Origin of the sequence: Streptomyces sp. NPDC058459, from assembly GCF_042721685.1 — a bacterium.
Taxonomy (GTDB): Bacteria; Actinomycetota; Actinomycetes; order Streptomycetales; family Streptomycetaceae; genus Streptomyces.
Genome location: NZ_JBHXLV010000063.1, coordinates 11721 through 31523 on the forward strand (window position 1 = coordinate 11721; position 19803 = coordinate 31523).

A 19803-nucleotide genomic window follows, 5' to 3' on the forward strand; every position below is an offset into this window, starting at 1 on the left:
TGGTGGACATGGTCGGGCCCCGCCATCGGGGGAACTTCACGGCGGGGCCCAGGGGTAGATGGTCGGGAAGAACACCCGGTAGATCGCGGTAGACGCTGCGGTAGACGTGCAGGTCAGGCGGCAGTAGACGCGCTGGGAGATGGGGCGGGGGTCGCCTCTGGGGTAGGGGGCTGAAGGTCCCTCCTGCGGACCCCCCAGGTGGGCACCTTGCCGACCTTCACGGAGCGGTCGACGGGGATGCCCAGGCGCTCCATCTGGAGGCGCATATCGGTCACCGTGTGGCCCTGCCACATGCCCCTCTCCTGGAGGTGGGCGAGGACGGTGCGGAGGTGCACCCCGGAGCCCTCCCCGATCAGCTCCAGCAGGAGGGTGCGGACGGCCTCGGCGGGGTCCCCCGCGGGGGTCTCCTCGGGCTCCTCTTCGGGGGTGTCGGCGGCGGGCTTCCCCGCCCTCCAGGCGACGGTGGTCCATGCGGCGCTCACCAGCCACATCAGGGCGGGCACGGCGCGCACGAGACGCCATAGCAGGTACAGGCCGAAGAGGAGCACGCCGAGGCGCAGCCAGCAGCCGAGGAGGGCTTTCCAGCCCTTGAGGTCCTTGCGCCGACCGCGCTTGACCCATGCGGCCGCTCGGGCGGCAAGGCGGCGGGCGGCGCGGCTGGAGCCAGTGGCGAGCCGGACGGCGACGGGGGCGAGGCCGCTCACTGGATGCCCGCACCCTGGAACGCCTTGGCGACGCCGTCCCCTGCCGTGTTCAGCGCATCGGGCAGCCACTCCAGCGCACCGGCCACGCCTGCGGTAAGGAGGAAGACGGAGCCGACGAACGCGCCGCCCAGAATCCTGCGCTTGTCCTTCTTGCCCGCGGCCTTGTATGTGAGTCCGACGAGGAACACCGCCAGCACGACGATGACGGCGCCGGTGGAGCCGAGTCCCGCAAGCTGACCGGAGGAGAGACTGCTACTTGAGCTGGTGCCCGCGCCAGCGGAGCTAGCGCGCTCTCCTGCGCCGTTGGCGAGTGCTCCGGTGTGGGAGTGACCCCAGCCGAGGATGCCGCCGGGGCAGGCGGCGGCGAAGGCCGCGCCGGTGAAGCCCTTGCCGAACGGCGCGAGCTGCTTCATCTCGCGTGGTCCGGTCCACCAGGGGTGAAGGTTGGCGAGTAGGACAAGCAGGGCGGCGAGGAGTCCGCCGAGGGTGAGGGTCGTGGTGCCGGTCATCGGTGCACTCCGGTGAGCAGGGTGATCGGGTCCCACCAGCTCAGGACACCGAAGGCGCCGAGCAGGGCGGTGACGAGGAGGAAGCGGGGGATGACGCGGCCGGTGTGCCGGTCCAGCCCCCAGGCGGCGGCGAGGGCCACCAGGGCGATGACGTAGGCGGCGGGGACGCCGGCCTCGGTGCGGGCCTGGTGCACGGTGTGCCCCCAGATCCCGACCGGGCTGCGGCCACCGGCCCACGGGACGAGTGCGGCCGTGATCGCGGCGAGCATCCGCCAGGTGACCAGCCAGTCCCACAGCCGCTCCCACAGGCGGGGCGCGGGCGGCTCGGGCTGGACGAGCACCAGCTCATGGACGTGGTGGACGACCATGGCGGCGCCCGGGTCGGGCGGCGGCGGGAACATCGGGGGCTCGGGCACTGCGGGCGGTGCCGGGGGCGGTGGCGGTGCGGGCCACCAGGGCGGGGCCTCGCCGGGCTCGGGCGGCCGGGCGGGCAGCGGCACGCCGGCCGGGATCACCCGGGTGGGCGTGATGGGGCGGTCGTCAGGCATGGAGTCCCTCAGCGGAGAACGGCCACGGCGAGCGCGGCGGCGGTCAGGATGAGCGCGGCCGTCCCGGTGACGGGTGGGATGGTGCGCACGTCGACCAGGGCGAGGCCGATCAGGGCGGCGAGGGCCGCGAGCACGAAGAACACGGCGAGGATCACGGCGGCCTACGCGGTATGGCCGATGGCCGGCGGGAGCTGCGCGAGCTCAGGCTCGTGGCGCTCGATCTCGGCGCGCAGGGTGCCGCGGATCGTGCCGTCGCTGGGCTGGCCGTGTCCGGCGGCGACGAGGGCGGCGCGCATGGCGGCGGTGCCGGGCCGGGTGCCGGACTCGTAGAGCGGACGGATGGCGGCGCAGCGGGGATCGCTGTAGACGATGGGCGCGCGCGGCGCGGGCGCCGGAGCGGGCGGCTCGATGGCCTGCTGCGTGGCGGCCGGGAGTGGCGGCTGCGGCGGAGCCTGCTTGGGGCGCGGGGGCAGCGGCGGGACGGGGGGCTGCGGTTGGCTGACGCGCTCCATGACGGCCGTCATCTCTTCGGCATCGACGCTGGGTGACGGGTGGTCGACAGCCGTCGTGACGGGGCGTCGGGCGAACCACAGGTGCATCTGCCGCATGAGCGCGCCGAACGCCAGCAGCGCGGCCACGGGCGGGACGGCGGCAACGGTGTACTCCAGCGGCCGGGCCTCCGCGCCGACCCCGGCCACGTTCAGGGTGATGGAGCCAAGGGCACCGATCGCGGTGAGTGCGATGGCCCAGGGGTCGACGCTGCGGAGGTAGGAGGCGCGGAGGATCAGCAGCTCGCCCGCGAGGTAGAAGAGATCGAGGACCGCCGGCCATGCCCACGCGCGGGCGGGGTCGATCCCCAAGCCGTTGCCCGCGGCGACGTCATGCAGGTGGTGGTAGCTGAGCCAGAAGGCGATGCCGGTGATCGAGACGATGATGATGGCGGCGCCGACGGCGAGGCCGAGGCCACCGGTGGGCTCGGGCCGGGTGTGCTGGGTCTTCACGGTGCTCCTCCGGGAGCGTGGGCCCGGCCCCGCCGGTGTGACCGTTGCGGGAGCCGGGGGTCTGGGGGCGGGCTAGTGAAGGGCGCGGCCGAGGAGGAAGGCGCCGAGGATCAGCGGCCAGGCCATGGCGAGGAGGTAGAGCCAGCGCATGGGTCAGTCCTCCCAGCGGGTGAGCCGGATGCCGCCGCGCCGGTCGCGGGCGCGGTCCTGGTCCTCCCACTTCTGGCCCTCGCGGGCGGCGCGGGCGGCGGAGCGGGAGCGGCGGACGCGCTGCTGGGCGGCGAGGTCGTCGGCCAGCTGTTCATCGCGGCCCGGCTTGAGGCTGCGGGCGAAGTCGCGGAGGCTCATCGGGCCTGCACCGCCTCGGCGGCGGCCGCGTAGAGGTTGGCGTCGTCGCGGCGGGTCTGCATGCGGCGGGGGGCGGCGGACTCGAGGTCGGCCCGGCAGGCCGCGTGCAGCTCGGCAAGGCGGGTGGCGCGGGTGTCCTTGAGAGCGGCCTGGGTGCGAATGGTGCCGGTGACACCGGCCAGGGTGGCGCGCACGGTGATCGTGCGGGTGCCGAGGTGGAGGCGGGTGCCGGTGGCGATGAGGCGGCGGGTGGGGCTGGGCTGGGCGGTGGGCTGGTGGATACGATCCACGGCGGGCCTGCCTTTTCGTGATGGTTGAGGTGGGCCTGGCCCCGGCCATGTGGCGTTGCGAGCGCCGGCCGGGGCCGTTCTGCATCAGTAGCGCGGTGCCACTTCCAGCACTGTAGGGGAACCCCCTACACTCGCGCCAGTGGCCCGCCCAACAGAGAGGGCCGGGTGTGACCGAGGAGGCGCAGCGGGTGTTCGACGCCATCGACGCGCTCAAGGAGATCGCCGACCCGACCGAGAGAGCTCGTGCGCTCGGTGAGGTGTTGAAGGCGTTTCCGAGGCAGAGCAAGGCGCTGAAGGAGGCGCGGAGGGAGGCCGTCAACGAGCTGCTCGCGCGGCCGGGCGCGTCGCTGCGGAGCGTTGGTGCCGAGCTGGAGCTCAGCTTCAGCACGGTGCAGGACATCGCCAAGGGCTACTCGGGCTCGGGGAAGAACCGGCCGCGCAAGGAGGCGTCGGATGGATGACCTGGTGCAGTGGTTGCGGAAGCAGTTCGACGAGGACGAGCAGGTGGCGAGGGATGCCGACGCTGATAACTGGCGGGTAGGCGAGGGTCACGACGGCGGCAAGGTGTTGATGGGCCAGCCTGGGTGTGTGGTGGCGGAGGCAAGGTTTGCCGAGTACGCCGATCACGCTGCCCGGCACGATCCAGCACGGGTGCTGCGGGAGGTCGAGGCTGGGCGGAGGCTGATCCGCGCGCACGACAAGTGGTGCGAGGGCCGGTGCGAGGCGAAGTATCCGGAAGCCGGGTTCGATGCCGCGCACTACTGGAACCTCAAGGTGCGCGCTGAGGTGTACGCGGACCGGCCGGGCTACCGGCAGGAGTGGCGGCCGTGAACATCAACGTGGCGGTCGCCGAGGCGCTGGACGCGATCGGCGACGACGACACCTACAGCTCGGCCCGCGCGCGCCTGCTTGACGCCGAGCGCCTCCTCCAGGACGGGACCACCGTCGAGGCGCAGCGGGCGCTGGACGCTGCGATCGCCGAGATCGACGCGGCCTGCCCCCTCTGACGTGCTGGCCTAGAGCCCTCACCGTCGTGTCGAGGTGGGGGCTCCGTGCTGCCTTCTACACCTCGCCGCGCGCTGGCCACTCCGTCAGCACCGTGCCGGTGAGCTCGTCGGTGAGGGTGACGCGGACACCGGGCCGGCCGTACTCGCCGACGCTCTGCCGTGCCTTGGTGCGGGCCACGGGGTCGCTGGCCCACCAGCCATGCATGGCGGGCGTGCCGTCGAGGGTGAGGAGCAGGTGGTAGCGGTCGATGGGGGCCGGGGTGCTGGTCACGCCCACCATTCTAGAATCGAATATATGTACGACCTACCGCCGGATCTGCCACGCCTCCGCACCCTGCGGATCTTCTTCAGCCGCGTGCTTGCGCAGGTCGACGCGGCCATCGCCGACGCCGAGCGCCAAGAGGCGGAACAGCAGCGCGGCCAGCAGGCCCGCCCGCCCGCACCCGACTGGATCCTCCAGCTCGGGGTCAACCCGGCAAACGTCGAGGCTCTGCACACCGGAGACTGCCCAGCCCCCCGGAAGAGCCGGCGCACCCGCGGCATCACCCGCGAGCAGGCCGTCGACGCTCTACGCGAGCAGGTGCGAGCCTGCCCGCTATGCCGCCCGGACACCGCCCTCGGCGTCCTCGGCTAGTCCAGACGCGGCCGCCCAGGTGCGCGCTCGTGCGAGCGCACCCACGCTGAAGTCATGGCCGCAGTGATCGTGTACCCGCCGGACGATGAGGGCGGCCGGCGCGTCCGCATCAACGGCACGATCCTCGGCCGCGCGTTCCGCGTGCTGGACCTGGTCGCGTTCATGCAGGAAGCCGGACTCCAGGACTTCGACGAGATGGACGTGGCCCGGGCCGAGTGGATCGAGTGGCGGGGCGGAGGGCCAGCCGTGTGGGCGCGTTGAGGGCCAGGGCCATGTCACCCGGTCGGGGCGGAACGCTCCGTTCCCTGCCCGTCAGTGTCACGGCCTTCTAGGGTGCGCACATGAACATGGAGCTCATCGTCCACGACCTACACGCCCGCGCTGAACAGGAGATTAGGAAGTTCGCGCACCTCGCGGTCGACAGTGGAGTCTCATTCCCCGTATCGGATGTCGTGGACGCTGTGGAGCAGGGTCTCCCGGAGTGGTACCCGGCGCCGACCCTTGGCACGGCGACTCGGCGGGACATGATCGAGCGGGTGGTGCAGGGCATCCTTTCCGGCGAGGCGTACGAAGAGGGGTAGATGGGGTCACCGGCCGGTGGCGGTCTGGGCGGCTCGGTACGCCTGGGGGCTGGAGCGTCGCTTCCCCGAGGCGATGGCTCGTGCGTCGTGGACGCGGGAGTCGTTGATCGGGGAGGGCGTGGTCCAGGCGGCGGCGGGCCAGCCGCGCCCGGGTTGGGGTTCGGGTTGGCCGGCAAGGGCCCAGGGGGCGTGGGTGTTGCAGCGCCAGCCGCAGGGGTAGAGCCGGGCAGGGCCGGGCGCGTGGTCGTCGCGGGGGACGTCGCACGGCCCGGCCTGACGGGGTTGACGGGCGTCAGGCTGCGTCACCGGGGGCCTCGGTCTCGGTCCAGGTGCGGCCGCAGTTTTCGCATAGCACCACCGGCGGTTCCCCGTCGCCTCCTTCGACGACGAGCTGGCCGCCGCATGGCATGGGGCATGGGTGCGGGACGTCGGTGCGCTGACGGGCGTCACCCAGCGTCTTCCGCAGAAGCTCGGCGGCGGTCGCGGCAACGGCGGCGACCAGCTCGCGCTCCATCTGGTCGAGCGGCCGGAACGGGCCGGGCTGGTCGCGGAGCCGCAGGGCGAGCCACTCGGCGGCGTCCGGCGCGGTCCGCTGGCCGTTCAACCTCCACCTGCGCGGGTCCGCAGAGTCCCGAGCGGCGAGCAGCGCCAACTCTCGGTGGACGTCGTCCGTCCAGCCGCGCCCAGTCTGCGCGCGGTAGGCCGGCCGCTGCACCCGCTCCGCGATCGCGTCGGCCGCCTCTAGGAGGCCGGTCTCGATGGTCGTCATGACGTCGAGGACACCGATGTTGACGGGTGCCGGCCGAGGCCCGGGCGCGTCCGGGTCGGTGTCGGCGCGCTCGGCGGCCTGGTCGGCGCGCTCCTCGTCGGACATGAGGCGGGTGATGCCCATGGCGGGGGGCCAGGTGGTGGTGGGGCGGTCGCCGGCGCGGTCGGCGAGGGTGGTCCAGCGTTCGGTGATGGTGTCGAGCTGGTCGGCTGCGGAGGCGGTGGTCACGGTGCTGCTCCTGTGTCGGGCGTGGCGCGTACGGTGATCACTGCCGGGGGCGTGCTGGTCTGGGGAGACTGGGAGCACGCCCCTTCGCCATGCTCAGCGGGAGTTGCTGACGAGGACGATGAGCCAGCAGATGGTGCTCAGCAGCCACAGAACGGTGTTGATGGCGATCCACCAGCGCGGGATGGTGACGTGCTCGGACACGGTCAGTGCCTCCTTCGGGCGGGTTCGGGGTTGGTCATGAGGTCGGTGAGCGGAGGCTCGACGGCGCCGAGAGGACAAGGTTGGGTCGGCTCGTCGACCGTGCCGCGGTGACCTTCGTCGCGGGCCTGCTGGCACAGCTCCAGCGACTCCCGGCCGGTGGTGAACGAGGGGCTGGTGTCGTCCGGGTTGGCGTCGCGGGCAACGATCCAATCCGGCCCGACGGCCTCGATGCGGACGCAGTCGTAGTGGTCGCGGCCGAAGGCTCCGTAGGCGAAGCCGTGGACGATGTCGCCGACGGCGAGGGGGAGGCGGGGCATGGTCAGCGCCTCCTTGGGCCGGGTCCGTACGGTGACTGCCAGGCGGGCCGGTCCGGGCGGGTGCGCGCCGTGGCCTTGGCGTACGCATCGCCAGCGTGGGACGCCGCCTCGTCAACCTGGTCGACGAGTTGCTGCATGCTGCGCCGGAGCTGGGCTGCCGCCCGTACTCCCGCGACGGCTGCCCACATGAATCGGAGGGAGTCGCGGGCGTCGTGCAGCCGCCAGTACTCGTCGTCGGGCGGCCCATCGGGCTGCTGCTCGTTGAACTCGACGGAGGTGACGCCGGGGACCTCATGCCACGCGCCGTCATCACCGATGACGTACAACTGGCCCGTCATGACGGGGTGTCGCTCTGCTCGGGCGGGTGGATCGCGTTGTGCTGCTCGGTGAGCCGGGCGTCCCACCAGCGGGCGAGGCTCGCGCCGAGGGGCGGCGGCCCGGCGGCGACCCACTGCTCGTGGAGGGTGATGACGCGGGTGACGGTGTCCTCGGCGGACCGGTGGAGAGCTGAGAGGACGCGAGCGGTGGTCTCCAGCTCGGTCGCTTCGGTCGCTGCCGGGGTGGGCCACGTCAGGTTGCCGTTGGCGTGGCGGCCCGTGTGCCCAGCAGGCAGCGTGCCGCGCTCGGCGCCGAGGGCGTTAGGGGCGTCGCTGCTCGCCTGACACGATGCCGCAGCCTCGTACGTGGCGGCGAAGATGTCCGGCTTGCAGGGGTAGAACGTGCCGGGCTTCCCGTCAGGGATGATCCAGTCCGCCGCGCGAGCGGGGGCCTCGTCGCCGTGGACGGTGGTGAGGATCAGGTGGTCCGGGTTCTTCTCGGTGGGGCCGTAGATCCCGACCGCTCCGAACGCGTCCCAGATCTCCTGGACGTTGTCGCCCGTGAACTGGATGGCGTCGATCTCGATGGGCTTCTTGCGGAACTTGGGCATGGTCAGCGGGCCGTCCGGTCGGGTTCGGTGCCCGTCGTGACGGGGTTGACGGGCGTCACCGCGTCCGGCTCCGGGCTGGGGTGGCAGGTGGTGCAGTCGTCGTACGGGCCGGGCTGGCATCCGGTGGCGGGCTCTCCGGTCTTGTCGAGGGCGGTGATGGTGTGGCAGGGAGAGCGGACCGCGTATTCGGGGTAGTCCCGCGCAGAGCAGTGCTCGCAGGTGCCGGAGTTCGGGTTGCGGATGTGCAGGTTGCGTACCCGCTCGATGGCGGTCTGCGCCTCGCGCAGCTCCGCGCGAGCCTCGTCCACCTGCACCCACCACGGCCGCTCCACGTCGTGCTGCACGACGCTGCGCCACCGGTCCACGGTGTCCGTGCGCACCCACCCGGTGCGGATGCAGGGGGCGCCGGGGTGGCCGTGCTCGGTGAAGTGGCGCAGCACCTCGGCGAGGACGGCCATGAGCTGGTCGCGCTCCTGCTCGTACTCCTCGGCGCGCCGGGCGGTGCGCACCTCCTCGTCGTCGGCGGCCAGGGCCGAGGGCTCGGCATCGAGGATGAGGACACGCTGTGGTCCCGCTCCCTTCCCGGTCAGGCGCCGCGCGGGGTGGACCGCCCTGAGGTGGGCGCAGGCTCCGGGCAGCGTGTGATGGGTGAGAGGGCTGGGGCAGAGAGGGCACAGCACCGGCCCATCGGCGAGGTCAAGGACGATCGCTCGCTCATCGGCCGACGACGAGGGCTCGGCCTCGTGACGCCCCTTGGCGACGAGCGCGCGCATGATGTCGGCGGCGTACTCCCGTTCCTGGGCGCGTTGGGCGTCGTCCGGGCCGATGGGGGTGGCGAAGTGGTCGGCGATGCGGCGGAGCTGCGCCACGGCCTGCTCGGCCAGCCGCAGGACGGCCCTCGCATCCTGGCTCTGCGGGCGGCTCATCGGGCGCCGCCGCTCACAGCGATGAGAGCGGCCACGGCGATCCAGCCCTTGTGCCAGGACTGGTCGAGCAGGTAGCCCGCGTTCGGGTCGCGCTGGAGCCAGCTGGCGTGGCCCGTGGCGGCCGCAAGCCGTACGACGCTGCGCGGCCGCTCGTCCCGCCAGTGGCCGCCCTGCCGGTCGGCGGCGTAGTGCGTGAGCGCGGACACGGCGAGACCGGCAGCGGCCCGCTTCCACGAAAGTCGCAGGCCCGTCGCCCGGTGGACGGCGTACAGGGCGGCGGCTTGGGTGGCGGTATAGCTGAGGCAGTGTTCGACGCAGGCGACAACGCCGTCGCAGCCAGCGGTGCCCTTGGTCGTGGCCTGGTCGTCGTTCTGTACCCAGTGGTCGGCGACTTCGTGGGCGGCGGTGAGGGCCGCGTAGGTGGCGGCGAATCGGGCGGGACGGCTCACGGCTGCACCCGCTCGTACGTCTCGGCCAGCACGTCCTCGGCGATCGGGTAGTACTCGCCCTTCACGCCGCGCACGATGTGCTGGCCGGTGTAGACGAGGACCCAGGTGGAGTGCAGCCGGTCATAGACGGCGGCCGTGGCCTCGGGGTCGTCGCCGTTCGCGCGGTCGGCATCGTCCAGGGCGTGGAAGTGTGTCGACCCGGTGAACGCCTGGACGGCGCTCTCGTTGTCGCCGGTCCATTGGACGGTGTCGACCTCGATGGGCTTCTTGCGGTAGCGGACGATGGTGGGCTGACTCATTGGCGGTCCTTCCAGGTGTGGGCGACGATGCGCCAGAACGTGTCCGTGCATCGGTCGTCGTGCGCGGCCCCGCCGCTGTGGGTGGCGAGGAGGCAGCACGGACTCAACGGCCGGATCGTCGGATCGACTACGCGGCGTCGTGCCCACTCGTGCTCGGCGAGGATGCGGTGGTGGGCGGCGTGGTACTGGCGGGCGCACCAGGTGAGCAGCAGCACCGGGTAGGTGGCGGTGAGGGCGAGCCAGGGGTGGCCGGCGCTGGCGGCGTACACCGTGGTGGTCGCGGCGAGGCCCGCGCCCAGGATGCAGGCGCGGGCGGTGCGGCGGTGAGGGGTCACCGGCGGCGCTCCAGGAGGAGGGCGTGGCCGCAGAGCACGGCGCTGCTGCTGATGACGCAGGTGATCAGCAGGATGACGGCCGTCATGACGGGCACGGCTCCTCGGTCACCTTGGTCGTGCGCTGCATCAGGCGGTGCTCCCAGTTCGGCTGCATCTCGCGCCGAGCAGCGAGCCGCTCCAGCGCCTTGGCCTTCGACTCCCAAGAGACGGTGATGCCGGACGGGCGCTGCCACGGCTGGCTCGGCGCCGGGCGGGACTGGAGGAAGTAGGTGACGCTGGTCTCGATGGTCTTCTGCTCGGGCATGTGGACTCCCTGGTGTCAGGTCTGGGTGGGTGCGGGGCTGGCGTTGACGCTGGTCCACGGGCCGTCAAGGGCTCGGCGCAGCTCCGTGGCAGCACCCCCGTAAGCACGGAGGACACCCCACTTCGAGGCCAGCTTCCGTGCCCGTTCGACGGCGGCCGCGCTGGCCCGGAGGTCGCGCTGCGCGTCCTCCAGCGCGATGGCGGTCCGGGTGTACATCCCGATGGCGTGTTGGGCGCGGCCTTCCCAGCTCAGTTCGACCGGCTCGGGGCGGAACACGGCGTCGTGGACGTCGCGGGCCCAGCGGGCGTCTCCGAGCGCCGTGTGCGCCATGTCGGGGGTGGGCGGTTCGACGCCGATCGCGCGGGAGAGGACGTGCGTACGCCACGGGAGGGGGCCGGCGGCCTGGGCGCCGACCTTCGCGGCGGCGAGCTGGACGATGTCGTACGGCCGGTAATGCCAGAGGGCGTTGCTGAAGCCGAGGAGCTTGCGGAGGAAGCGGTCGTCGAAGCCGGGGTTGGAGCCGACGAGGACCGTACCGCGGAGGAGCCGGGTGATCGCCTCGACCGCCTCGGTGCGGGTCATCCGGATGGCCGGGGAGGAGCCGGTGAAGGCGGCCTGGTCGGTGCGCGCGGGCAGCTGGTGGCGCTCGTGCCAGCGGCCGATGCGTAGGGCCTCGGGGTCAGCCGTCTCCGGGTCGATGGAGAACTCCCAGAGGTACTCGGTGTCGTGGGTGCCGTCGTCCTCGAACTGGCGGAGGATTACGGCGACCTCCCATGCCTCGCCGATCTCGGCGGAGAGGTGGGTGGTCTCGGTGTCGATGAAGGCGATGGGGCGCACTGCTGCTCCTGGTGGGTACGGTCGGGGTGTGGTGGCCGCCCGCGGTATCGGCGCGGACGGCCACCACGTGGCTCGATCAGCGGCCTGCTCAGATGCCGTCGGTGCGCGGCTTGCCGCAGCAGGTCTCGCGGTTGGGGTAGTGCTCCGTGTGGCAACTGGGGCAGCGCCAGAGGAATCCGGCGCGGAGGCCGACCCGGCGCAGGGCGTTGATCTCGCCGCTGGTCTCTGCCGAGCCGAGGAGCTGGGCCATGGCGATGGAGCGGAGTTCGCGGTCGTCGATCATGCGCTTCGGCCGTCCGCGTCGAGTTCGGCCTGCTGCGCCTTCTCCATCAGGTCGTTGACGATGCGCATGCCGTCGAGCAGCGGTCCGTCCGGGGCATCGCGGAGCGCGGCCCACACTTCGCAGAGCACGCGGCCGCGGAACCGCGCGCAGTCGGCGGTGATCGCGCTGACGGTCGTCGTGACGGGCTTCGACGCCCCGTCACCGCCCGGCCCGTCGAGCGCCAGGAGCCGGACATGCTCCTCGATCCGCTCGTACTTCTCCACGGTGCCGTGCCCGTCCCACTGCGCCCGCGGGTCGGTCACGTCGACCACGGTCACGTGCTGGAAGAGGTCGGCGTCGCGGGGGTGGATGTGCCAGGACATCTGCCACCCGCCGGCCGTGAGGTAGAGCAGCTGCCAGCCGTCCTCGTCGACATCCGGGGACTGGGTGATCACGGTGGTGGTGGGATGCAGCGCGGTCAGCCAAGCGAGGAGCTGCGCCCGCTCACGGTACGCGCCGTCCCGCTCACGGATGCGGTCGGCCAGGGCCTCCACGGCGCGCTCGCGGTCCGCCCGGGCGGAGTTAAGGGCCTCGGCCTGGCGCATACCCGTGGCGAAGGCGCCGGCGGGATCAGTGGCAGTCAGGTTGGCGCGGGCGATCGAGGCGGCCGTCGGGCGGCGGAACAGGCGCGCGAACCACCGGCGAACCGGTTCCGGTTCCTGGTTCCTGTGGGTGCGGTTTTGTGTCGTGGACATGGTTGCTCCGGTGGGTTCCGGGGCGGGGCCGCTGCGTGGGGCCCACTGTCCGCTGGGGGCTGCTACTTGGGGTCGGGCAGGGTGTCGAGGGAGTCGCCGATTTCGTGGGCGAGTTGGCGCCAGCGTGTGGCGAGTGCGGGTGCGTCGGTGGCTTTGGCGTCGGCTGCGGTGAGGAGTGCTTCGACGAGTTCACCGGCGTCGTCGGTGCCTCCGGGGAGGCGGATGAGTGCGGCCATCAGCGGGGTCCGGACGGGAAGATGCTGGCGTACAGGGCGTCGATCTTTCGAGCTTCGGCCCGAATGATCCGGTCCGCCTGGTGGTCGGGCGCTACACACCCGTCGTGCCCGCAGACCGGCAGGGTGTAGCCCTCTGGGTCCCGGCCCTGCGCGATCCGGAAGGCGACACGGGCCGCAGTGTAGAAGCAGCCGTTGTAACGCAGGCCCGGCGCGCCGGTCTTCCCGCGATACCCAGTCCACTTCATGTGGCCGTCATCGATCCGCTTCACCCGCTCCCAGAACAGGTCTTCTGGGGCGGCAGCGGCCTTCGGCCCGGGCTTGATCTTCGGCAGTCTGAGCGCCCTACGAGCTGGGGCGACGGTGGCCGTAGGGTCTACGCCGAGTTGTCGGGCAACGTAGGCGTCAGAGTGGCCTGCCGTGAGCAGGTCGGCGACGTCTTTGCGGATGGCCGTCATCAGAACGGGGGCTCGTTGCTGTAGCCCTGGGCCTGGTCGACGGCCCAGGGGTCGTCGGCCGGCGGGGAGGTCGGGCGGGAGCGCTGGGTCTGGCCCTGCTGGGGGCGGCCGCTGGTCTGGCCGTTCTGCTGGCTGGCGGCGTCCTTGGACACCTTGGCGACGGCGAAGGCCAGGTTGGGCGCGATGGAGCGGATGAACAGGTCCGGTCGCTCGTACTTCTGGCCGTCCTTCTCCCAGGATCGGGTGCGGATCTCGCCGGTCACGAGGACCTCCATGCCCTTGGCGAGGGTCTCAACGGCGTTCTCGGCGAGGCGCTCCCAGACGGAGCCGCGGATGAAGAAGACGTCGCCGTCCTCCCACTCGTTGGTCTGGGGGTTCTTTCGGCGGGAGTTGAAGGCGAGCGCGATGTTCGCGACGGCCTTGCCGGACGGGGTGAAGGTCATCTCGGGGTCGGCGGTGAGTCGGCCGACGCCGGTCAGGGTGGGAAGCACGGTCAGTTCTCCTTGCGGCTGTCCGCGATCTCGCGGAGTCGGTTGATCAGGTTGGGGATTTCGGCGAGCGGGATGCTGGCCCCGTTGGGGTCGGTCTTGAAGTACACGCCGGGGCCGGTGTCGGGGATGTCGGCGGTGGTGATGAGCAGACGGTCGCCGTCGGGGTCGGTGTGGTGGTAGCGGGGTGGCTGTGGGTCGCGCAGAACGACGATGGTCGTGGGGACGGTGTCGGGCATCAGTCCTCCAGGGGGATAACGGGCTGGATGGGGATGGTGGTCTGGTCGGGGTGGATGTGGTCCGGCAGGACGGGTGTGCGGGGCCGGGTGACGGGCGTCGTGAGGGCCCGTTGACGGGGTGTCGACGCTGGTAGCAGTCCGCGCTGGCGGCCGCAGACGGGGCCATAGCCGCGGGCTCGGGACTCTGGGGTCGTCAGGTGGCGCGGGCAGTACCGGCACTTCACGGTCGATGTCCTCGCTTCTGACGGTGGGCGGCGAGGCTGGTGACGCCGACGGGGAGCGCGAGCTGCTGGGTGCGCTGCGGGCAGGTGGCGACGTGGGGCATGTGGAGCCGCTCCCAGCCGCAGAGGGGAAGTTCGGCGGAGGGGCGGCGGGAGCGGACGGCGCCGGTGCCGTCGCGGTGCACGGCGGTATTCCCTTCGGGGTTCGGCTCGGGGTCGACGGCGAGGTGCTTTCCGGCCTCGGTGGTCGTCCAGAGGACGGGGCGCTGGCAGTCCCGGCAGGGGATGAGTCGTTTCATGGCGTGGTGGTGGTCGGGGCGTGCGCGGCGAGGACGCGGGCCTGGTGGACGTCGGGGGTGATGGTGCAGGGCTGGTTCCTGGGGGCCTGGCAGATGGGCTCGGGGCACCTGATTGACATGACCCTGATCCACTCGGCAATGCGGACGCTGTGCACGTCGCGGCGCCGGGCGGCGGTACCGCGCTGGTTGGTGCAGAGTTCGCCCGGGTTCGAGCGGCACCATGTGCAGCGCAGGGCCATGGCGGGGAACCGGTACGGGCCGCGTCGACGGGTGGTCGGCTGCGTCATGACGGGTCTGCCTCCTGCTCCTGGTCATCGTCGTGGGTGATGTGGAGGGCGGCGGCGGAGGCGGCTCGGATGCGGGCCTCGTCGGCGCCGAGGTCGAGCAGCGGGAGGCCGGCGGCCGCACGCTTGGTGTCCTCCAGGCGGATCGGGTGGACGTCGCGGCGCCGGCGGGTGCCGGTGGTGCAGCTGGTGCCGGGGGCGGCTCCGCAGCGGCGGCAGCCCCGGCCGCGGGGGTCCTTCGTGGCGTCGCGGTCGGCGGGCACCTTGCCGATGGCGGCACGGACGGCGGCTGCACGACCCTCGTACGGGCCATGATCGGCGCCAGGAGGCAGCGCGAGCCGCTCAGCGGTCCCGAGGGACGCCTGGATGCTGCTGGGGCCCGTGAGGCCGTCTCCAGCCGCCCGGATGATCTCCCGGAGGGCGGCGGCAGACTCGGCGCCGGTGTGGGCGGGGTCGCCGTCGACGACGATGTTCGCCAGCTCGATGCGCTCGGCGCGGCGGGCCTTGATCTCGGTGACGATCTCGGCCGGGGAGACGAAGGGCTGGCGGCGGGCTACGGCGATGACGGCGGCGCGGGCTTCGTCGACGGCGTACGGGGCGAGGATCTCGCCCCAGACGTCGGGGGTGTACTCGCCGAACTTCTGGGCGGGGCAGGCGGCCTGGACGTATTCGGCGATCTGTACGGCTTCGTCTTCGGTCACTGGGCTGCTCCTTCCTGGCGTGCTGCTTCTCGGGCGGCGGCGCGGGCACGGGCGCGGTCGAAGACGGTCGTGCCGCTGGCCGGGTCGTAGAGCGAGTTGGCGGGCTGCTGGCGGGGGGTGGTGGTGCCGGCCGGGCCAGCGGTGGTGTTCATGACCTCGTTGACGACGCTGGCGAGCGTCGAGGGGTGGAGGCCTCGCTGCATCCAGCGGGCGATGCCGCGGCGGATGTGGTCTGGGTGGATGCCGTCGTCCTTCAGGAGGACGCGGATCTCCTTGGCCATCTGGCCGATGACGCGGGAGGGCGGGCGCTTGGCGCATCGCTGCAGCCACTCGGCGACGATCGTCTGCGCGGTGATCGGGGCGTCGGAGTCGGCGGTCGGAGGTTCGTCGACGGGCTCGCCCTCGAGGACCTCGTCTGGTGCGTCGTCTTGGCCGTCGGCCGAAGACGAGGGGTCACCGAACGAGAGAGGTCTTGTAGAGGGAGGAGAGTGAGTAGGCGTCCGGGATTTGCTGACACTGACGTCAGGGATTTCCGGACACTGAGACTCTTCAGTGTCCGGGTTTTGCGGACACTGGGATTCTGGGTCAGTGTCCGGGATTCCCTGACTCTGAGGCTCGTCAGTGTCAGCGATTTGCGAACCCTCAACCTCGGGTTGAGTGTCCGGAGTTCCCGGACGCTGAGGCTTGTCAGTGTCCGCAGAGTCCGGACCCTCGGACTCGGGCTCAGCGTCAGGGAGTTCCGGACACTGAAGGGGCAAGATCCGATACTTCGCGGTGCCGTTCTTCTGGCCGGCCGACACCTTCTCCAGGACGCCCTTCGTCACGAGTGCCTTGATCACCGCGTACATCTGGGGGCGCGACACGTCCGCCCGGCGAAGCATCTTCTCGGACTCCACGGAGGACCAGGTGATCCGCGTGGTGTCCCGGGCGTCGTCCGCCAGCACCGCGAGAGCGAGCTTCTCGCGGTGGGTCAGCGTCGTCGGTGCGAAGTCGAGCACCTCGACGTACAGGCGGCTGCCCACGTGCATGTCTCCTAGAGAGGGGTCGAGCGGGGTGGTGGCCGGTGGCCCGGCGGCCGGTCTCATCCGCCGGGCCACCGGAGTTCAGCGAGTTGCGGGTGCTCGGCTCGAACCGCTGGTGGCGTACGTGCGGGAAGCCCGGTTGTTCGCTGCTCGGCATGCCTCGTCCACCGGTTCACCCCGGGACAGGTGGCGCTGGTACGCGCCGCGTGTCCCGCACTGCGCCAGCGGGCGGCCCGGGCCGCGCAGGGCGGCCGCCGCGATCTGTCCGCGCTCCTGGGCGATGGCCGCCCGCTCCCCGCCGGTAAGGCCGGCGAAGATTCCCCATCGGTAGCCTGCGGACAGATCGCCCTCCCGCCGGAGCGTGGCCTCCAGGCACGCGTCCCTGACCGGGCAGACCTCGGTGCAGAGGCGCGTCGCCTCCGCGTGCCCCTGCCGTGTGAACCACAGCTCGGGGTCGTCGGTGCGGCACACGGCCTGCAGCTCCCACTCTCGGCCCATGGCTTCTCCAGACGTTCGGTCAGGACACAACGGATTGACGCTGCTCAGGGCGTCGCTGACGCCCGTCATGCCGCCCACTTCGCGATCTCTTCAGGGGTCGTGGGGGCCCCGGCGTACGTGCCGTGGGCGCGGCGGTACCGGTCCCTGGCCCGGCGGGCGGCGCAGCATTCCTGGCAGCCCGGCTCCTTGTACCGCTGGTGGAAGCGGTAACCGGCGTAGGTGCCGCACTGGGGGAGCACCCGCGGTCGCGGTGCTGCCGGAGCGGCGCTCTGTCCCGGCGTGCGGACGCGGATGCGAGCCAGAGCCTCGTGCAGGGGGGTGTCGTCGGTGGGGTACCAGGACCGCATGGTGGTCCCGCTCACGCCGACCCGGTTGGCGATCACGGAGTGCTCGACGCCCCGCGCGAACAGGACGCTGGCGGCGTAGGCGGCCTCGTGCGCGCTCGGCGTCCACCCTTCGCGGCGCCCGTTCACGGCCAGCTCCACGGCAACCAGGTCCAGGCAGACGATGCCATCGGGGGTTGCCATCCACACGGTGGGGACCGACAGGGACGTGATGGAGATCCAGTCACGGTGGCGGCCGACTGGCACCCCGGCGACGGCCTGTTTCGAGTGGGTCACGAACTCACCGCCGTCACGTCCCTGACCCAGGCCAGGGCGGTGTCGTCGAGGCGCTCGCGGGCTCGGGTGACCGCGACGTAGGCGAGGCGGCCCTCCTCCCGGGGCAGCACCAGCAGGCCGGTCTTCTGGTCGGGTTTCGGGGCCCGGAAGTCGCCGTGGATGCGAACGGCCGGCCACTCGCGGCCCTTCGCCCGGTGCGCGGTGGACACGACCAGCTCGGCCTGCTGCTCGGAGCAGAGCCCGTCCGCGGCTGCCACGATCCGGTCCGGCCCGTGCTCATCGATGAGCTTCACCAGGACCTCGAGGGAGCCGTCCTCCTCGAAGGCGTACTGGCGGACATCGTCCCAGGAGGCGAAGCCCATCAGCTCGGGGTGGTCAGTCGGCCGGCCACCCTGGAGCGCCTCGGCCGCCCAGGCGAGCTGCTTGATCGCGGACCCGCCACCGACCAGCGCGACCTTCCGCCCTGCGGCCAGCCCCTCCATCACGATGCCCATGGCGCCCGCGTTGGTGCGGCAGAGGATCGCGTCCGGGGCCTCGATCAGGCCGACGTGAGACTCGGCGTGCGTCCAGCCGGTGAGCCGGAGGGGCGCGTCGATCAGTTGGAGCCAGATGTTGGCGCGGGCGGCGATCTCGGGCCCGAACCGGAACGACTGGCTGAGGGTCAGCTCGGGGCAGCCGAGTTCGCGGGTGAAGGTGGCCAGGGCGTCGTTCGCCCCGCGCCAGGAGTAGATCTGCTGGGCGGAGTCGCCGACCGCGATGCGCTGCGCGTGCTCCTGGGCCAGCAGAACGGCGCTCAAGACATCGTTGGTGTCCTGCGCCTCATCGAGGAGAACCACGTCCGTCGGGATGCGCGGCTCGCTGAGCGCCCAGCAGTTGTGGGTGACGATGCCGTCTGCGATGTAGGTGTGGTCCTGGTCCACCTCGATCGAGTGGACCAGGCCGCTGTACGGGGCTCGTGTCACCTCCGCCTGCTGCCACGCGTTGGTCCACCCCCCGGTGGAGACCGTCCCATTGTCGGTGGGCTCCGCAAGGTCGACCTCGCACACGCGCATGCCGGTCATCAGGTTGCACGCTCGGACTTCGAGTGGCAGCCGCGAGGTCAGCTTCTGCCCGCCGCGCTCCCAGAGGGGATACAGGATGTCCCGGCCATGGGCGCGAAGACAGCGGGCCGCAGCGGCACGGTTGTCGCCGACCTTCACCCAGAACTGGGCGAGGGGCATGTGCTCGTTCTGGGACTGGAACTGCCATCCGGGGATGCTGAACTCGTGCTGCACCAGGGCCTCGGCGAGAGCGGCATCCTGCTCCTGATCATGCGCACTGAGCACCCAGACCGCGTCCGCATTCTGCGATCGGATGCGGGAGTTGAGCCCCAGCGTGTTGCCCTGAGAGCCGTAGCGCCAGAGCACACGCCCTACTCGGTAGTTCGAGCCTCGTCGCATCAGGTAGACGACGGTGCGGCCGTCCAGGGAGTCGCCGATCATCGACACGCAAATGTGGTCGTGCGTGTACGAGGAGCTGCGCCCTGAGGCGGTGGTAGCAGTGATCAGCGCGCCGTCGTACTGCCGCTGCCCGACCTGGGTGACGACAGAGCCCTGCTTGCGGAGCCGCCCCAACCGAGGGCCGCCCCAGGAGATGACTTTCTCACCAGGCTGGATCGACTCGATCGGTACTTCTGCCGTGTAGTAAGCAGGGCCACCCTTGCCGTAGCCGCCGCCCACCCTGTTGGAGACGCGCACGAGGGTTCCGGGCGGTTGGCACTTGAGATAGTGGTCGTGGTTGAGGTTGAGGACGCTGTCGTCGCGGAGCAGGTCCTGCCAGGCGGCCCGGGCGACGGGGAGGACGAGCGCGAGCATCTGCTCGCGGGCCTTCTTCTTGGTGAGGCCGTCGTACTGCGGGACGTGCTGGGCGGTGATCTCGGGGTCGGCGCTGTAGCACCAGCGGGTGACGGTGTCGAGGGCGATCCGCATGATGATTTTGCTGGTCATCGCCTTGGGGTGGCCGATGTCGGTGGTGATGGTCGGCGTCGAGCCGATGATGCCGAGGATCTTGCGGACGTCGAGGGCCTGCGCGGCCTGGTGGGCGGTCTGCCGGGGCCGCTGGAGCCGGGCGCCGTACCGCGGGTCGTAGGCGAGGCCGTGCCCGGTCTTGGCGACGACGTTGGTCGGGAAGCTGCGGCGGGCGTCGGCGGCGATGGACGCGTTGTAGGCGACGTACGTCATCCGGCGCCGCGAGTCGGACCGCGCGATCATCTTCAGCGTCGCGGACTTGCCGCACCCGGCGCCGGCCTGGAGAACCATGTCGAGCCCGTCGCTGTAGGTCTCGATGGCTTCGGCCTGCTCGGGAGTGGGGTTCACCACTGGGGTGCACCTCCTTTCTGGGGGTGGCGCGGGCCCCATCGAACTCGAACCCCGTCGGGAACGCGGACGCAGCCGTCATGCCTCGTCCCGGGCCTTCATCACGGACAGCGGACGCAGCACCCGCGCCCCTGTCAGTTACGCCGAACCCGAG

General features: G+C 71.6%; 39 protein-coding genes. 6 read left to right on the top strand and 33 right to left on the bottom strand.

Annotated elements, in window-relative coordinates:
* Nucleotides 1-113: 113 nt before the first annotated feature.
* The 7 genes from ACFWN1_RS14570 to ACFWN1_RS14600 all read right to left on the bottom strand — a co-directional run bounded on the left by ACFWN1_RS14570 (nt 114) and on the right by ACFWN1_RS14600 (nt 3400).
* Nucleotides 114-704 (bottom strand): hypothetical protein, encoded by a 591-nt coding sequence (locus tag ACFWN1_RS14570; protein ID WP_384361333.1) that lies wholly within the window; start codon nt 702-704, stop codon nt 114-116.
* Nucleotides 701-1213, bottom strand: a complete 513-nt coding sequence (locus ACFWN1_RS14575) for a hypothetical protein (protein ID WP_384361336.1) — start codon at nt 1211-1213, stop codon at nt 701-703. Before ACFWN1_RS14575 ends, ACFWN1_RS14570 begins: the two co-directional genes overlap by 4 nt.
* Complete coding sequence (locus ACFWN1_RS14580) at nt 1210-1761, bottom strand: hypothetical protein (RefSeq protein ID WP_384361339.1); 552 nt, start codon at nt 1759-1761, stop codon at nt 1210-1212. The genes ACFWN1_RS14575 and ACFWN1_RS14580 overlap by 4 nt, the downstream gene beginning before the upstream one ends.
* Nucleotides 1762-1769: 8 nt before the next feature.
* Complete coding sequence (locus tag ACFWN1_RS14585; protein WP_384361342.1) at nt 1770-1916, bottom strand: hypothetical protein; 147 nt, start codon at nt 1914-1916, stop codon at nt 1770-1772.
* Nucleotides 1917-1922: 6 nt separating this feature from the next.
* A complete protein-coding gene (locus ACFWN1_RS14590) occupies nt 1923-2762 on the bottom strand; it encodes a DUF2637 domain-containing protein (protein WP_384361345.1) in 840 nt (279 codons plus the stop codon).
* A 153-nt stretch (nt 2763-2915) separates the two neighbouring features.
* Nucleotides 2916-3110 carry a hypothetical protein gene (locus tag ACFWN1_RS14595; protein WP_384361348.1) on the bottom strand — a complete coding sequence of 65 codons (195 nt, stop codon included), beginning with the start codon at nt 3108-3110 and terminating at the stop codon, nt 2916-2918.
* The gene (locus tag ACFWN1_RS14600; protein ID WP_384361351.1) at nt 3107-3400 is read right to left on the bottom strand and encodes a hypothetical protein; all 294 of its coding nucleotides are present in this window, start codon (nt 3398-3400) and stop codon (nt 3107-3109) included. Before ACFWN1_RS14600 ends, ACFWN1_RS14595 begins: the two co-directional genes overlap by 4 nt.
* A gap of 167 nt (nt 3401-3567) precedes the next feature.
* Here ACFWN1_RS14600 and ACFWN1_RS14605 point away from each other — a divergent pair, with 167 nt between their 5' ends.
* Genes ACFWN1_RS14605 through ACFWN1_RS14615 form a run of 3 tightly spaced genes read left to right on the top strand, consistent with a single transcriptional unit; the run spans nt 3568 to nt 4407 of the window.
* Nucleotides 3568-3861, top strand: coding sequence for a hypothetical protein (locus ACFWN1_RS14605; RefSeq protein ID WP_376116862.1), 294 nt, complete (start codon nt 3568-3570; stop codon nt 3859-3861).
* A complete protein-coding gene (locus ACFWN1_RS14610) occupies nt 3854-4231 on the top strand; it encodes a DUF6221 family protein (RefSeq protein WP_384361354.1) in 378 nt (125 codons plus the stop codon). The genes ACFWN1_RS14605 and ACFWN1_RS14610 overlap by 8 nt, the downstream gene beginning before the upstream one ends.
* Nucleotides 4228-4407 carry a hypothetical protein gene (locus ACFWN1_RS14615; protein WP_384361357.1) on the top strand — a complete coding sequence of 60 codons (180 nt, stop codon included), beginning with the start codon at nt 4228-4230 and terminating at the stop codon, nt 4405-4407. The genes ACFWN1_RS14610 and ACFWN1_RS14615 overlap by 4 nt, the downstream gene beginning before the upstream one ends.
* 55 nt (nt 4408-4462) lie before the next feature.
* Here the strand turns inward: ACFWN1_RS14615 and ACFWN1_RS14620 are convergent, their stop codons facing one another.
* Entirely contained in the window at nt 4463-4678 is a 216-nt protein-coding gene (locus ACFWN1_RS14620; RefSeq protein WP_384361360.1) for a hypothetical protein, read from the bottom strand.
* Nucleotides 4679-4702: 24 nt separating this feature from the next.
* On the opposite strand from ACFWN1_RS14620, the gene ACFWN1_RS14625 reads away from it, so the two are divergent.
* The 3 genes from ACFWN1_RS14625 to ACFWN1_RS14635 all read left to right on the top strand — a co-directional run bounded on the left by ACFWN1_RS14625 (nt 4703) and on the right by ACFWN1_RS14635 (nt 5622).
* The gene (locus tag ACFWN1_RS14625; RefSeq protein WP_384361363.1) at nt 4703-5041 is read left to right on the top strand and encodes a DUF6233 domain-containing protein; all 339 of its coding nucleotides are present in this window, start codon (nt 4703-4705) and stop codon (nt 5039-5041) included.
* 54 nt (nt 5042-5095) lie between these two features.
* A complete protein-coding gene (locus ACFWN1_RS14630; RefSeq protein ID WP_384361366.1) occupies nt 5096-5302 on the top strand; it encodes a hypothetical protein in 207 nt (68 codons plus the stop codon).
* A gap of 80 nt (nt 5303-5382) precedes the next feature.
* A complete protein-coding gene (locus ACFWN1_RS14635) occupies nt 5383-5622 on the top strand; it encodes a hypothetical protein (protein WP_384361369.1) in 240 nt (79 codons plus the stop codon).
* Between the two features lie 6 nt (nt 5623-5628).
* On the opposite strand, the gene ACFWN1_RS14640 is transcribed toward ACFWN1_RS14635, so the two are convergent.
* From ACFWN1_RS14640 to ACFWN1_RS14760, 25 genes are all read right to left on the bottom strand, one after another.
* Nucleotides 5629-5928 carry a hypothetical protein gene (locus ACFWN1_RS14640; protein WP_384361372.1) on the bottom strand — a complete coding sequence of 100 codons (300 nt, stop codon included), beginning with the start codon at nt 5926-5928 and terminating at the stop codon, nt 5629-5631.
* Complete coding sequence (locus tag ACFWN1_RS14645; protein WP_384361374.1) at nt 5915-6619, bottom strand: hypothetical protein; 705 nt, start codon at nt 6617-6619, stop codon at nt 5915-5917. The genes ACFWN1_RS14640 and ACFWN1_RS14645 overlap by 14 nt, the downstream gene beginning before the upstream one ends.
* A gap of 203 nt (nt 6620-6822) precedes the next feature.
* The gene (locus ACFWN1_RS14650) at nt 6823-7137 is read right to left on the bottom strand and encodes a hypothetical protein (protein ID WP_384361377.1); all 315 of its coding nucleotides are present in this window, start codon (nt 7135-7137) and stop codon (nt 6823-6825) included.
* 2 nt (nt 7138-7139) lie between these two features.
* Nucleotides 7140-7475: a hypothetical protein gene (locus tag ACFWN1_RS14655; RefSeq protein WP_384361380.1), complete on the bottom strand. Its 336-nt coding sequence runs from the start codon at nt 7473-7475 to the stop codon at nt 7140-7142.
* Nucleotides 7472-8065 (bottom strand): hypothetical protein, encoded by a 594-nt coding sequence (locus tag ACFWN1_RS14660; protein ID WP_384361383.1) that lies wholly within the window; start codon nt 8063-8065, stop codon nt 7472-7474. Before ACFWN1_RS14660 ends, ACFWN1_RS14655 begins: the two co-directional genes overlap by 4 nt.
* A gap of 2 nt (nt 8066-8067) precedes the next feature.
* Entirely contained in the window at nt 8068-8991 is a 924-nt protein-coding gene (locus ACFWN1_RS14665; protein ID WP_384361386.1) for a hypothetical protein, read from the bottom strand.
* Nucleotides 8988-9440 (bottom strand): hypothetical protein, encoded by a 453-nt coding sequence (locus ACFWN1_RS14670; protein WP_384361389.1) that lies wholly within the window; start codon nt 9438-9440, stop codon nt 8988-8990. Before ACFWN1_RS14670 ends, ACFWN1_RS14665 begins: the two co-directional genes overlap by 4 nt.
* Entirely contained in the window at nt 9437-9739 is a 303-nt protein-coding gene (locus ACFWN1_RS14675) for a hypothetical protein (protein ID WP_384361392.1), read from the bottom strand. Before ACFWN1_RS14675 ends, ACFWN1_RS14670 begins: the two co-directional genes overlap by 4 nt.
* Nucleotides 9736-10074, bottom strand: a complete 339-nt coding sequence (locus tag ACFWN1_RS14680; protein ID WP_384361395.1) for a hypothetical protein — start codon at nt 10072-10074, stop codon at nt 9736-9738. The genes ACFWN1_RS14675 and ACFWN1_RS14680 overlap by 4 nt, the downstream gene beginning before the upstream one ends.
* Before the next feature lie 82 nt (nt 10075-10156).
* The gene (locus tag ACFWN1_RS14685) at nt 10157-10378 is read right to left on the bottom strand and encodes a hypothetical protein (RefSeq protein ID WP_384361398.1); all 222 of its coding nucleotides are present in this window, start codon (nt 10376-10378) and stop codon (nt 10157-10159) included.
* A 15-nt stretch (nt 10379-10393) separates the two neighbouring features.
* Nucleotides 10394-11215 (bottom strand): hypothetical protein, encoded by an 822-nt coding sequence (locus ACFWN1_RS14690; protein ID WP_384361401.1) that lies wholly within the window; start codon nt 11213-11215, stop codon nt 10394-10396.
* Nucleotides 11216-11303: 88 nt separating this feature from the next.
* Nucleotides 11304-11498 (bottom strand): hypothetical protein, encoded by a 195-nt coding sequence (locus ACFWN1_RS14695; protein WP_384361404.1) that lies wholly within the window; start codon nt 11496-11498, stop codon nt 11304-11306.
* Nucleotides 11495-12232: a hypothetical protein gene (locus ACFWN1_RS14700; RefSeq protein ID WP_384361407.1), complete on the bottom strand. Its 738-nt coding sequence runs from the start codon at nt 12230-12232 to the stop codon at nt 11495-11497. The genes ACFWN1_RS14695 and ACFWN1_RS14700 overlap by 4 nt, the downstream gene beginning before the upstream one ends.
* A gap of 62 nt (nt 12233-12294) precedes the next feature.
* Nucleotides 12295-12468, bottom strand: a complete 174-nt coding sequence (locus ACFWN1_RS14705; RefSeq protein WP_384361410.1) for a hypothetical protein — start codon at nt 12466-12468, stop codon at nt 12295-12297.
* Nucleotides 12468-12923 carry a hypothetical protein gene (locus ACFWN1_RS14710; RefSeq protein ID WP_384361414.1) on the bottom strand — a complete coding sequence of 152 codons (456 nt, stop codon included), beginning with the start codon at nt 12921-12923 and terminating at the stop codon, nt 12468-12470. Before ACFWN1_RS14710 ends, ACFWN1_RS14705 begins: the two co-directional genes overlap by 1 nt.
* Nucleotides 12923-13414, bottom strand: a complete 492-nt coding sequence (gene ssb / locus ACFWN1_RS14715; protein ID WP_384361418.1) for a single-stranded DNA-binding protein — start codon at nt 13412-13414, stop codon at nt 12923-12925. Before ssb ends, ACFWN1_RS14710 begins: the two co-directional genes overlap by 1 nt.
* Before the next feature lie 2 nt (nt 13415-13416).
* The gene (locus ACFWN1_RS14720) at nt 13417-13650 is read right to left on the bottom strand and encodes a hypothetical protein (RefSeq protein ID WP_384361421.1); all 234 of its coding nucleotides are present in this window, start codon (nt 13648-13650) and stop codon (nt 13417-13419) included.
* A complete protein-coding gene (locus tag ACFWN1_RS14725; protein ID WP_384361425.1) occupies nt 13650-13874 on the bottom strand; it encodes a DUF6011 domain-containing protein in 225 nt (74 codons plus the stop codon). The genes ACFWN1_RS14720 and ACFWN1_RS14725 overlap by 1 nt, the downstream gene beginning before the upstream one ends.
* Nucleotides 13871-14170, bottom strand: a complete 300-nt coding sequence (locus ACFWN1_RS14730) for a hypothetical protein (protein WP_384361428.1) — start codon at nt 14168-14170, stop codon at nt 13871-13873. Before ACFWN1_RS14730 ends, ACFWN1_RS14725 begins: the two co-directional genes overlap by 4 nt.
* Complete coding sequence (locus ACFWN1_RS14735) at nt 14167-14457, bottom strand: hypothetical protein (protein ID WP_384361431.1); 291 nt, start codon at nt 14455-14457, stop codon at nt 14167-14169. Before ACFWN1_RS14735 ends, ACFWN1_RS14730 begins: the two co-directional genes overlap by 4 nt.
* Entirely contained in the window at nt 14454-15155 is a 702-nt protein-coding gene (locus tag ACFWN1_RS14740; RefSeq protein WP_384361434.1) for a hypothetical protein, read from the bottom strand. The genes ACFWN1_RS14735 and ACFWN1_RS14740 overlap by 4 nt, the downstream gene beginning before the upstream one ends.
* Nucleotides 15152-16177, bottom strand: a complete 1026-nt coding sequence (locus ACFWN1_RS14745) for a hypothetical protein (RefSeq protein WP_384361437.1) — start codon at nt 16175-16177, stop codon at nt 15152-15154. Before ACFWN1_RS14745 ends, ACFWN1_RS14740 begins: the two co-directional genes overlap by 4 nt.
* Nucleotides 16178-16258: 81 nt before the next feature.
* On the bottom strand, nt 16259-16675 hold the full coding sequence (locus ACFWN1_RS14750) for a WhiB family transcriptional regulator (RefSeq protein WP_384361440.1): 417 nt from the start codon (nt 16673-16675) through the stop codon (nt 16259-16261).
* Between the two features lie 65 nt (nt 16676-16740).
* On the bottom strand, nt 16741-17295 hold the full coding sequence (locus ACFWN1_RS14755) for a hypothetical protein (protein WP_384361443.1): 555 nt from the start codon (nt 17293-17295) through the stop codon (nt 16741-16743).
* The gene (locus tag ACFWN1_RS14760; protein ID WP_384361446.1) at nt 17292-19649 is read right to left on the bottom strand and encodes a UvrD-helicase domain-containing protein; all 2358 of its coding nucleotides are present in this window, start codon (nt 19647-19649) and stop codon (nt 17292-17294) included. Before ACFWN1_RS14760 ends, ACFWN1_RS14755 begins: the two co-directional genes overlap by 4 nt.
* Nucleotides 19650-19803: the final 154 nt, after the last annotated feature.